General features: G+C 47.8%; 10 protein-coding genes. 5 read left to right on the top strand and 5 right to left on the bottom strand.

The window, feature by feature from the left end:
• Window positions 1–25 precede the first annotated feature (25 nt).
• Window positions 26–637, bottom strand: coding sequence for a sporulation membrane protein YtaF (ytaF, locus tag MKX50_RS19975; RefSeq protein WP_213593386.1), 612 nt, complete (start codon window positions 635–637; stop codon window positions 26–28).
• A gap of 158 nt (window positions 638–795) precedes the next feature.
• Here ytaF and tatA point away from each other — a divergent pair, with 158 nt between their 5' ends.
• Complete coding sequence (tatA, locus tag MKX50_RS19970) at window positions 796–1,002, top strand: twin-arginine translocase TatA/TatE family subunit (protein WP_213593387.1); 207 nt, start codon at window positions 796–798, stop codon at window positions 1,000–1,002.
• 158 nt (window positions 1,003–1,160) lie between these two features.
• Here tatA and MKX50_RS19965 read toward each other — a convergent pair whose 3' ends face one another.
• Complete coding sequence (locus MKX50_RS19965; protein ID WP_339157646.1) at window positions 1,161–3,680, bottom strand: methyl-accepting chemotaxis protein; 2,520 nt, start codon at window positions 3,678–3,680, stop codon at window positions 1,161–1,163.
• Between the two features lie 468 nt (window positions 3,681–4,148).
• A complete protein-coding gene (locus MKX50_RS19960) occupies window positions 4,149–4,703 on the bottom strand; it encodes a TetR/AcrR family transcriptional regulator (protein ID WP_213593389.1) in 555 nt (184 codons plus the stop codon).
• 169 nt (window positions 4,704–4,872) lie between these two features.
• Here MKX50_RS19960 and MKX50_RS19955 point away from each other — a divergent pair, with 169 nt between their 5' ends.
• On the top strand, window positions 4,873–5,802 hold the full coding sequence (locus MKX50_RS19955) for a 2-dehydropantoate 2-reductase N-terminal domain-containing protein (protein ID WP_339157645.1): 930 nt from the start codon (window positions 4,873–4,875) through the stop codon (window positions 5,800–5,802).
• 95 nt (window positions 5,803–5,897) lie between these two features.
• Window positions 5,898–6,116, top strand: coding sequence for a transposase family protein (locus tag MKX50_RS19950; protein ID WP_339157644.1), 219 nt, complete (start codon window positions 5,898–5,900; stop codon window positions 6,114–6,116).
• A gap of 63 nt (window positions 6,117–6,179) precedes the next feature.
• Here the strand turns inward: MKX50_RS19950 and norA are convergent, their stop codons facing one another.
• Complete coding sequence (gene norA / locus MKX50_RS19945) at window positions 6,180–7,343, bottom strand: multidrug efflux MFS transporter NorA (protein ID WP_213593391.1); 1,164 nt, start codon at window positions 7,341–7,343, stop codon at window positions 6,180–6,182.
• A 627-nt stretch (window positions 7,344–7,970) separates the two neighbouring features.
• The gene (locus tag MKX50_RS19940; RefSeq protein ID WP_339157643.1) at window positions 7,971–9,977 is read right to left on the bottom strand and encodes a beta-galactosidase; all 2,007 of its coding nucleotides are present in this window, start codon (window positions 9,975–9,977) and stop codon (window positions 7,971–7,973) included.
• 262 nt (window positions 9,978–10,239) lie between these two features.
• Between MKX50_RS19940 and MKX50_RS19935 the strand changes: the two genes are divergently transcribed.
• Together MKX50_RS19935 and MKX50_RS19930 are read left to right on the top strand one after the other, a co-directional pair.
• Window positions 10,240–11,172 carry a sugar ABC transporter permease gene (locus MKX50_RS19935; protein WP_230873811.1) on the top strand — a complete coding sequence of 311 codons (933 nt, stop codon included), beginning with the start codon at window positions 10,240–10,242 and terminating at the stop codon, window positions 11,170–11,172.
• 28 nt (window positions 11,173–11,200) lie between these two features.
• Window positions 11,201–12,082: a carbohydrate ABC transporter permease gene (locus MKX50_RS19930; RefSeq protein ID WP_213593394.1), complete on the top strand. Its 882-nt coding sequence runs from the start codon at window positions 11,201–11,203 to the stop codon at window positions 12,080–12,082.
• Window positions 12,083–12,101 lie beyond the last annotated feature (19 nt).

The raw sequence follows: 12,101 nt of genomic DNA, 5'->3' as shown, positions 1-12,101 counted from the left end.
ACGCATGTAGTCCGCGAAACCGCCTTTAGAACATTTGCCGAAATCCGATGAAGATCAACAGCAATCCGGAAACTACCGTTGCCCGGTGGCCCAATTTCTCGGCTGCGAACTTCTCCCCGAATCCAGCGCAAAGCGCCAGCAGGATGAAGCTGAATAAGCCAACGGACAGAGAGGTGTACCATACGTTCAATTGAGTAATGCCTGCGTTAAAGCCGCCGGCTAAGGCATTCATCGCTAGGGCGATTCCGAGTACTATGGACTCAGGCAAACTAAGCGATTTGGAGCTGTCGGCATCCGCTTCTTCTGGGTTTTGGAGCAGACGTGTAAATGAATTGGAGGAGGAAGTTTTGGGAGACGGCTTTTTTTCTACATAAGGCTGGACCAGCACCCATACGCCGACACCGATAATGACGATGGTTCCGATCAACTGGCCGATCCAAGGGGGCATCCAGGTGGATATCAAATTTCCAAATAAGCCGGAAACGAGGGTAGCCAAAAAGGAAATGAAGGCAATGGTTAAATTGGAATACCAGGGAATATGGATTTTTCGAACACCGTAAGCAATTCCGACCCCAGCGTTGTCTAAATTGGATGCCACACCGATCGCGATGATCGCTAACAAACTGTAGGAACTCAACGAGGTTCACTCCTTTGCATCGCTTTGCTCACAGCATATGCCCAGGACAGCATTTTGGTTTCTCCCATAATAATTTGCTGAAAGTGAAGAGAAAAACTCCCTTTCTACCGTATAAAGTAGTATAATTTACAATAAGATATATCTGAGGAGTGATAAATGTGCTTGAAAACTTGTTGCGGCCAACGCATCTGCTGTTGCTGGTCATTGCCGCGCTCCTGTTGTTCGGTCCCAGCAAACTGCCGGAACTTGGACGCAGTTTTGGCACGATGTTAAGGGAATTCAAGAAAGGCGCCCGCGGAGATTTCAAAGAAGAGGAAGACAAGCCGCAGGAAGTCAAGTCCATCGAAGAAACAAGCAAGTCCTAATGATAGAAAATGGGGGCGCCGAAGGGTGCCTTTTTTGTATCTGGAATAAACGCAATTCGCCTGTAAAAGCCAAGAGTATGCCTTTATTCAAGTGGCTCACCTCCAAGAAAAAAGCTGTGCATAAGTCATCGAAATAACTTATACACAGCCCAACCCTATTATTTTAGCTTAAAGGCACTGATGTCTTCCTTAATTCTGGTGATACTTTCCATTAATTCCTCAACCACTTCCAGATTTTGAACTAATGTGTCTGCTAATTCATCAGTTACTGCTGTTGTAATTACGGTTTTATCCAAAATTTCTTGTGAATCGCTGCTAATGAGGTCAACGGCATTCACAATATCCTCTGTGCTTAGCATTTGTCTTGTGATTTGCTCCATGAGATTTGTAATATAAGCCGTACTATGCTCTGTTGATTCCTTCATATTGTTAATAATATGAGTAAAATGCGTTGCAATTTTCTCTGTATCCTCAACATGGAATTTAACATCTTCATTGGCAGATTGTACTTGGGCTATTTTACCGTTAATGTTGTTGATAATCTCGCTAATTTTCTGTGTTTCTAAACTTGTAGCTTCGGACAGCTTCTTCACTTCATGGGCTACAACGGCAAAGCCTCTGCCTTCATCACCAGCTCTGCTTGCTTCAATGGAGGCGTTCAAGGATAACAAGTTAGTCTGGTTTGCAAAGTTCTGTATGGTTACCAATACCTCTTGAATCGATTGCGCATATTCGATCAGCTCCTGTATTTCATGGCTTGATCGGTCGACGCTTTGTGAGATTCCTTGAACATTGCTATTCAATGTCTCGATATTATGCACACCTTCTTGGACACTTGCTAAAGATTTCTCCGAGATGGTCTTCGTAGCGCTAATTTCATTTACGGAGCCTTTATTGGTTTCCAATATTTCATGCAGGCTCGCTAATGATTCTTCTGTGTTTGCACTTTGATTTGTAACGCTATTTTCGATCAATCTGAAATGTTCTTGCAGCTGCAATATACCCTCTCTATCGTCCTTACCGTTCACTACAGACTGGATAACACCATAAACAGCAGTATTTTTCTCATTCACTTCTAACGTTAGATTCTGTATTTTTTGCAAAGTCGCACTGAGCTGGTCGCTAAATTGGTTCAGGTAATTCGAAAATAGCGAGAATTCATCCTTAGAGGTAATTTTAGCACGTGCACTCAGGTTTCCTTTTCCCATTTCTTGCAGCAGATATCGGAATTGATCGACGTTCTTTTGGATACTGCGAGTTATGATGAATACAATGATAATAACGATCGCAACCGCCGCAATACTTAAAATGATAATTGTCGCTCGTAAACTGTTCGCACCGGTTACCATATCGTCTGAAATCTTCCCATGTATGCTTTCAATGACGCTGCGTACTTCGGCAACCAAGGTTTTATTTTCATTGATTAACTGAACTAGCGATGAATCTATGGGCTGCAATTCTTCTAGGATGTTCATTTTCTCTTCCATAAGGCTTATCGCTTCTGTTGGTGTTTCGTTACTGCCGAAGTAATTACCAAAGGCTGCCTTCATTTCATTCGTAATTGAACTGATCTCCTGATAAAGCTTTGTAACCTCTTCACTTTTACCTTCGATCACAGCCCGATTATATTCATTCAAAAGCTGATTAATCTGATTGGAGGCATTGCTGAAATCATAGCGTTGATCCAAAGCGACTCCTATTGAGATATTCTTGGAATGAACAGCTGTATCAAAGTATATTTCAAAAGATACCTGATCATATTCATTTAAATGGATGTCTGTCGTATCTATTTCAATACCAATCTCTTCCCATGAGGCATTTGCTGCTGTAAATTGGTTAGCAATTTTAAATGCAGGTTGCCCTTGAAAGGTTGTAAACTCAATTCCGCCGAAGGCAGAACCGTAGCTGCGCTGTAGAGCGGAATCTGATACTTTTGCAAAATCTATCACAGTTTGGGATGATTCGTTGATGAGTTGAATATTCGTTAAATAGGCTGTGCCTTTGTATTCTACGGCATCACCGCCGATCCGGGCCAATAGCTTATCGCGATCCCCTTTATCGGGAATGTCGTTGAAATAGCGATATTTACTATAGGTAGTTCCGTCGACAGTTTCAGTACCTAGTGATAAGGTCGCAGTACTCAACATAGGAATATCGACCCAGTTCGCTATCTTGCTCAGCAAATCCCTTTGTTCCTGAAGTGAGCTTTCATTTTCATTCAGCTTTTGATAGATGCCAGCGGATAGATCGAACCCGCGTTCATCGGATAGGTCAATAATTTGTTGCATGTTTGATTTATTCTGAGCTAATAGATTTCCTAAACTATCCCATTCCTTATTGTATTTGCTATTTGGATGGTTCGTATTGATAATAGTAAAAGCTTCGTCGATGTTAGTGTAGATTTCGCCCAAATAATTGCTATCTTTAGAAGAGACATACATGACATCCAAGGTTTCATTCTGTTCCGATAGCCGGTTAACTTGGCTCATATGGGTTGTCATTTGATAGTTTTGATTGTTGCTATTCAGCATAGCAAGCGACATTCCGCCAATGAGTAATATGATAACCAGACATACTGCGCTTAGTAACATCAGCTTGAACTTCAAGGAATGAACCAGCTTTGTTTTAATTTCCCCATGAACTCCTGATGCTTTTTCTCTAGATGGTTTGCTCTGCATGTACGAATCTCCTCTTTCAGTATTGTCCTTCATCGGACTCTCTAATTTTATGGTACAAAAGCACTACCTCGATTTATTATCGGCTTAAGCTTGATGATTTCTTAGGGGGAGATTAGTTATGTACAAAGCAGCCGATTATCAAAAAAACGGCATTCTCTCCCCGATAGAGTTCCGGGAATTGATCGCCGCTTATAACATTATTGCAGTATGAGTTTAATACGCCTTGATTAAATTGTATGTCGTAGTCCCGGCAAAGGTCGAGGAGCTTTGGATCATCCAGCCGGAAGGCATATTAAAAGTAGATGTGACTGTGACTGTGATTGTGTTCCCGTAGGCTGCGTGACCCAAGCTGTACGAATTGGCAAATATCAGAAGGAAAACGAGTAGAACGGCACAGAAATTATATCACTTTTCCCTCATCCAACACTCAAGAAAGGCAACCGACACTTATTGCCTCCTATATTAAGGCTACCCCTGCAAATTCAAATTATGCTCCAGGATCATCATCAATTGATCCACCATTTCCGACGGAGTGTAAGGCATTGAGTTAATAATCCACCATTCCACCAGACCGGCCACTGCAATGGTTAGAAATTGGGCGAGGATTTCACGGTTCATGCTCGGGCCGATGCCGTTGCTTTTGATATGCTCCTCGATACTTATCTCCATCATCGCCATCATTCGCTTTCGGAATGCGGGAACTCCTTTGCTCGTCATGAGCGTGGAGTAAACTAAGGCGTGACGCTCCAAAAATTCGAATGTGCGAAGCAGTAAAGCTTTGGACGGAACCTTTCCTGGTTCCCCGTCAGGTATACAACTTTCATACAATAACTGCAAGTACGTTTCGATGCACTGTTCCAGCAGGTCGTACTTATCCGTAAAGTGCAAATAGACGGTCCCTCGGTTTACATTCGCCCGGTCCGCGATTGCATGTATCGTGATCTTCTCAAAGCCGCGCTCCTCAATTAGCCCGATAAAAGCTTCCATAATGGCCTGTCTCGTTTTTAGAATACGTCTATCCATTTGTCTCTCTGCTCCCTTTTAGACAATCAAAGCCCATTTTGTTGAATTTTCAACAGAATCAAAAATATTACCGATTGATCCGTAGTTTAGTCAGATGTTAGTTTAATTGTAGTTGACAAACGTTGTTAATACAACAAATGTTCATTAAACGAAAAGAGAGGATATCAACATGAGAGTATTGGTTTATGGCGCAGGTGTCATAGGCAGTTATTTAACCCATGTTCTTGAACGTGGTGGCAATGATGTGACCGTATTGGCCAGAGGAAACCGGGCAGAGGAACTGGAGAAAGGGGGACTTGTCATTCGCCATTATTTTCAGCGGAAAACGACGGTAGATCGGATTCGTGTCATCCGGACTCTGGACACGGACGATAATTATGATCTCATCTTTGTTGTCATGAAATATACGGATTTTTCGGCGGTTCTGCCTATATTGGCCAACAATAAGAGCCAAAATATCGTAATCATAGGGAATAATACAAATGCCCATGATATGCAAGATTATTTGAATGAGCATAGTGATATACCCAAAAATATCGCCTTCGGGTTCCAAACTAGCGCGGGAAGCCGTGAAAACGGGCGGATTGTCTGTATCCGTGGAGGCGGTGGACAGATGGTGCTCGGTGGACTGGAAGGCCCGATTCCTTTTAAGGCCGATCTCGATCAAGTGTTTTCGAAAACCAAGTACAAACTTATCTATCACGAATATATAGACGCATGGCTGAAGAATCATATCGTGCCTATTATTGCGCTAAACTTTGTAACGGTTATACACGAGCGCCAAATGAAAAAAATCGCTAGGGACGACAAGTTGTTGCGGCAAATGATCGCGGCTATGGACGAAGGCTTTCGCGTGTTGGAGGCCCTGGGTTATCCGCTAACGCCGGCCGCACAAGCTTCGCTTATCCGCAAACGACCAGCGCTGATGCGCCTGATTATGAAAATTTATCATATTTTGCCGATTAGCCGACTGGTTGACGGATCCATAGGCGAAATTGTGGCTTTAAGCCGCGTGTTTCACCTTTGGAAGGAACAGACCCGCATCCCTACTCCCAACTGGGATGCGCTGGAAGTGCGGTTTAATGCCAAGTTAAGCTGATAATAAGTTTTACCTAAGAAGGAATATATGAACAAAAGGTAGCCATATGGATATCCTTAACCTTTTACAGCTTACGGTTCTTAGCATTTCAGAGAATGAACACGATATTCTCATTCAAGTGGAGACGAACACTCCAACCTACTCATTGCCCTCACTGTGGGTGCGTTACGAACCTCTACAAGCACAGTAACAGAGAGCAGCTTTGTACGGATTTACCGGTCCACGGTAAGCGTGTAGGGCTTCTTATTAAACGTCAGCGGTATAAATGCCGGAGAAATTGGAGAAGGGCGATTATAGGCCCTTTTCCACCATAAAATCCGAATACCCGAAGAAAATACGGATGGCAACAGTTTTGATGGCGCAATTGATACACCCATTTATCCTTCAGCAACCTCCGGTTTCTTCCAGTACAGCGCGATTACCGTTCCGATCAACAGGACGATGGCCGCGAAATAGTAGGGATAGTTCAGATTAATATCGAACAGCGCACCACCCACAATCGGGCCAAAAATATTGCCGATGCTAGTAAATGTCGAGTTCATGCCGCCCACAAAGCCTTGCTCGTTCCCGGCAATCTTCGATAAATACGACGTGATGGCCGGGCGTATCAAATCGAAGCCGGTAAAGAGGACAAAGGTGGTCAGCAGGATGATGAAATATGTGCTTACATATGTCATTAGGAGTACAAGAACCGTGGAAATTCCCAGGCAGTAACGGATGACATTGATTTCGCCTAAACGCTTGGTGAGGCGGTCAAACAGCAGGATCTGGGCAATCGCGCCGACCAGTGCCCCGCCAGTAATGACGATAGCAATATCCTTCGGCGTGAAGCCGAACTTATGGTCGACGAACAGGCTGAAGAGCGACTCAAATGCAGCCAGGCCGAACGACAACACGAAGATCAATATGAATGCGATGAAATACATCGGTATGAAGATGCGGCGCAGACCGCTCGTTTGCCCTGGTTTTGTGGAACCCTCAACTGCACGTTCAGGCTCTTTCAGCAGAACCAGGGACAGAATCGCCGCGAGCCCACCCAGCAGCCCGGCTGTATAGAAAGGGAGGCGCGTGTCGATTTCCGCGAGAAATCCGCCAAATCCGGGGCCGATGATAAATCCCGTGCTGATGGCAGCAGACATATAGCCAAGCGCCTTGGGCCGGGTTTCGTTTGTTGTAATATCCGCGATAAAAGCTGTTACCGCTGGCATAATGAACGCCGCGCTGACTCCGCCAAGCATGCGGGACAGGAACAATACTTCAACCGTTTTTCCGAATCCGAACAGAAACTCCGAGAAGCCGAAAATGAACAGGCCGAGCACAATCATGACCTTGCGTCCGTACTTGTCCACCCAGCGTCCGGCAAACGGCGAACTGATCAGCTGTGTAATGGCAAAGGCCGATACCATATAACCTACGACTTTCCCGCTAATATTCAGCTCATTCATAATGGTAGGCAGCACCGGAATAACGAGCCCGATCCCAAGGAAGGCGATAAATAAATTCGTTAGCAGGATGGCCAAGGTGATTTTTGGATTTTTCATAAACAAGACTCCTCTAAATCCATACTGTAAGAACAGTAGATGATGGATAACTCTATATGTAAGGTTGATCCGCAGAGTTATTATTATACAGTAATAATATCTCTGTTGCAGTATAGGATGTATTTGCTGTTCAAACGCACTGATTATGGCTCGAGCCATTAGAATATGAGGGATGTGTTGTGCAATAACTGGATTTGTTGCAGTTAAAAGCTGTTCTTATCTTCAGAATGTAATTTAACTGGATTTTGTGTAACTAAATAAGTCGGAAAGCCCGAGTTGGGGAAAAAATGAAGAGTTAGATACACAAGATACAGCTATTTCGTCTAATCATGGGAAAAAGGAAAAAATAGAATCATGAAATCCATCTAAATCGAGCGTAGGTCTGGGGCTGCTGAAGAAGTCGCGAATTAGGCGATATAGGAAGCGGTGGCAGGCAAATGCTCGAAGAATTTCTGAGTTGGGGGAAAATGATTGCCCAAACATCGCATCGCAATATGTTAAGGAGTTCATGGATGAGTCGGTCGGTATGCGTAGGGCAAAAAGCAGTCCCCAAGAAGGACACTTTGTACAAAGTGTCCTTCTTGGGGGTTACTTGTCGTTTTTTATGTAGAGAAATTAAAACAGGATTTAAAAGAGCGGCAGGTTCAAACGGATCGCCTTGTATCCGAAGGGTTCTACAGCCACTTGGCCTGGCGGTACCTCGTCTCCGGTTAAGGCATCCGTACCTTGGCAAGGCAGGGTGACGCTTCCGCCGCGGCCATCCATATTGACGATGATCCATACCAGTTGGCCATTGGCTCCCTGTCTTGGCGCGACCAGAGTGCCAGGGGTCACGTCGCTCTTGACGGTTACCCCTGCTTCATCCGTATAATGCCGGATAAGCTTGCAAAGCATGGCATCCCCCTCCTCGCCGCCCGGCATCGAGCCCAGCATGACGATCTTCCCCTGCCCATACCGATGCTCGGTCAAGAAGGCCAGGCCCGGCGTCAGCCCTTCACGGATTTCGCCTACCACGGATGCGCCGCCTTCCATCGGCTGAAATACCGCACTCCAATGCGAAAGCGGGGCCGATACGCCGAATGCGCGTCCAACCGATCCCGTACCGTCCATCGGGTACGTATACACCGTCTTCACGCCTGCTCGTTGCTCCAGTTCGCCCAGCCCCGCATCCGTCGGTATCGTATGCTCCTCCGTACGTCCACCGGTAAGCGGCCCGGCGATCCAGATGCCGCCCCCGGCTGCGAATTCCAGCGCCCGCTGCAAATAATCCTCGGGCACGTAAGGGAGAAACGGCGTGAACAACAGCTTGTATCCACCGAGATCGGCTCCTTCAGGAAGCACATCGCGGTGAATGCCTAGCGATAAGATCCTTCCATAGAAATCGCTCACCAATCCCCGGTGATCCAGCTTCCGGTGCGGCTCTGTTTTGAAATAAGCCTTTGCCTCGTCCGAATACGTCATCGCTACTTCAGCCTGCATCGGCTTTGTCTCCAGCAGAACCGCCTCAAGCTCCTGCCTGGCTGCCTCGGCCTCCAGCACCTGGCGATGCCCGATCGTCGGCTGGCCCCAGGCGCTCACGACGGAGCCGTGCGGCTGCTCGCTGCCCGCCCGCTGCTGCCGCCACAGCCAGTAACAGAAGGCCTGAGCGCCCAAGGCATAGGCCGCCACAGCTTCGGCCTTCACATACCCGTTCGGGTGCGGCGCGGCGTAGCTCTCCAGGGAGGCGGCGTGGGACGGACTTGTCTCCATGATCCAGAAATCCTTGCCCGGCTTGAAATTCCGCCATAAATCACAATTGAACAGATAGGCGTGCGCGTTCTCCCTGGACGCATACGTATCAAACGATGCGAAGTCCAGGTTCTTGAACAGCCGTTCGTTGTCGACGTGAAAGGCGATGCTGCTGTTATGGGTAATCGGCGCGGCGGAGTATCGCCGAATAATCGCCGCTTGTTCGTCTGCGAACTCCGCAATTTTCTCCATGGAGAAGCGCTGGTACATCGTCCGGAGCGACGAATTGTGCAGGAAGGGAGCCGGTCCTGGCTGCGGCACTTGGTCGAACCGCTGATATGCCTGACTCCAGACGTTCGTTCCCCAGGCCTCGTTCAGCCTGCTGATCGTGCCGTAGCGCTGCTCCAGCCAGTCATGCCACATGCCTTTGCACGTATGGCACATGCATTCCGCCACATGGGCTTTGAATTCATTGTCGAGCTGCCAGGCGATGACGCCAGGCAGGGCGCCGACGGCCTGGGCGATATGCTCGGTAATGATCGCAGCCCGCTCGCGGAAATAAGGGTAATTCGTGCAGACATGCTGACGCGCTCCGTGCCCCATCACGGTACCGCGTTCATCTACGTACATTCGCTCCGGGTGGCCGTGGCTGAGCCAGATCGGCGGGGTTGGCGTCGGCGTGCACATCACCGTGTCGATCCCATTCTCATACAGCAGCTCAATCACTTCGACAAACGAGCTGATATCGATCCGTCCTTCTTCCGGCTCAAAGATAGACCACGCAAATTCCCCGATCCGCGCCACATTGATCCCTGTTTGTTTCATCATCCCGATATCCTGCAGAAGCACGTCCCGGCTCCATAGCTCCGGGTACAGGCAGGCTCCGTGATACAGCTTCTTATTCAACTGATCTCCACCTCTCTAACGTTGATAGCCCTCCCCCACCAGTCTGGCTTAGCTGTTATCTCCCGGCAATAGCAATGTTTTGCCGCATTTGCACTTTTTTGGGGGACCGGTCTGAAGTAAGGTTTGCCAGGCCTTCAAGAAAGTCTAATTGCCGGAAAATAAGCCCTGACCCATAATGGGGCTACATCGATTGCAAGCTGCCGGCTTCCCGATGAATATGGAGGTGAACAGAGTGAAACCTACGGCTGCGCCAAACATCCTTATGAGGAAACAAGCCTTAAGGGCCGAGCGGGAGACCCGCTGGAAGCGCCTGAAGCGCGATAAATGGCTGTATATTCTTTTGCTGCCGGGCCTGCTGTATTTTCTGATTTTTAAATATGTGCCGATGTGGGGAATCTTGCTTGCATTTAAAAACTACCAGCCCTTCATCGGATTTTGGAAAAGCGAATGGGTAGGCTTCGAGCATTTCAAGGTTTTTTTCCAAAACCCGGATTTCTTCATGCTGCTGCGCAACACGCTGGTGCTGTCTTTGTACAATTTGATTTTCTTCTTCCCGGCTCCGATTATCCTGGCACTGCTGCTCAATGAAATACGCCGGGCGCTCTTTAAAAGAACGATTCAAACGCTGATCTATGTGCCTCACTTTATATCTATGGTCATCGTGGCAAGCTTGACTTATGTATTTCTGACCACCGAAGGCGGTATGGTTAATGAGTTTTTGTATGCGTTTACAGGTCGGAAAATCGACTTCCTCGCCAGTCCCGACTGGTTCCGGCCGCTAATTATTATCCAGACGATCTGGAAGGAGTGCGGCTGGGGGACGATTATTTTCCTGGCGGCGCTGGCGGGGGTCGACGTGGAGCAATACGAAGCGGCCATCGTTGACGGGGCTAGCCGCTGGAGGCAGCTGTGGCATATCACTTTACCTTCGATTCGCAGCACGATCGTCATCCTGCTTATTTTGCGGATGGGAACGATTCTCGATAACGGGTTCGAGCAAATTTATTTGATGATGAATGCCTTGAATCGCGAGGTCGCGGAGGTGTTCGACACCTACGTGTACGCGCTGGGAATTACGCAGGGAGCATTTAGCTATAGTACGGCTGTTGGATTGTTCAAATCGGTCATCGGCGTGATACTTGTCCTTGGCTCCAACTGGCTGGCGAAGAAATCCGGTGAATCGGGACTGTACTGACCACTGAATTTAGGGAGGAGAAGATGCTGTGGGCAAGCAATACAGAAGCACAAGCGAGAAAATATTCGACGCATTCAACTACGTATTCCTCGCGTTATTCGGACTGCTGGCAATTTTGCCCTTCATATTCGTCATCTCGGGTTCGTTCGCCACGGATGCCGAAATTACGAAACGCGCCGTATTTCTGATTCCCAAGACATTTTCGCTGGATGCGTATAAATTCATTTTTTCCACGGATACGATCATGCGCAGCATCGGCGTATCGATCTATGTGACCGTCATCGGCACGATCGTCAATCTGTTCTTTACGGTGACGATGGCTTACCCGATGGCCCGGCGCAATCTCATGGGCCGCAACATGATATTGAACCTCGTTATTTTCACGATGCTGTTCGGAGGGGGGATGATCCCGACCTACCTGGTCATTCGCGAGCTTCATTTGCTGGACTCCTTGAATTCGCTTATTTTACCCGGGGCGATCAGCGCGTTTAATCTGATCATCGTCAAAAACTTCTTTCAGGAGCTGCCCCCGGGGCTGGAGGAAGCCGCCAAAATCGACGGCTGCAACGAGCTCAGCCTGCTGTGGAAAATCGTGCTCCCGCTCTCGAAGCCCGTGCTCGCCACCTTCACGCTGTTTTACGCGGTGGGACACTGGAACAATTTCTTCTCGGCCCTGCTCTACATCAATGATCCCAGCAAATGGCCGCTGCAGGTGATGCTCAGGCAAATCGTCATGCTGTCGCAATCGGCTGGCGATCTCAGCTCTATGGACCCGACCTTCGTGCAGCCGCCGGAGCAGTCGATCAAGATGGCAGTCATCGTAGTGGGCACGATTCCGATTTTATGCGTATATCCGTTCCTGCAGAAGCATTTTGCCAAGGGAGTACTCCTCGGCTCGATCAAGGGTTAACTTCGTCCGGCTCCTGGAA

The sequence above is a fragment of the Paenibacillus sp. FSL W8-0186 genome (genome assembly GCF_037969765.1).
Lineage (GTDB): Bacteria > Bacillota > Bacilli > Paenibacillales > Paenibacillaceae > Fontibacillus > Fontibacillus woosongensis.
This window is presented reverse-complemented; position numbering and strand designations above follow the sequence as displayed.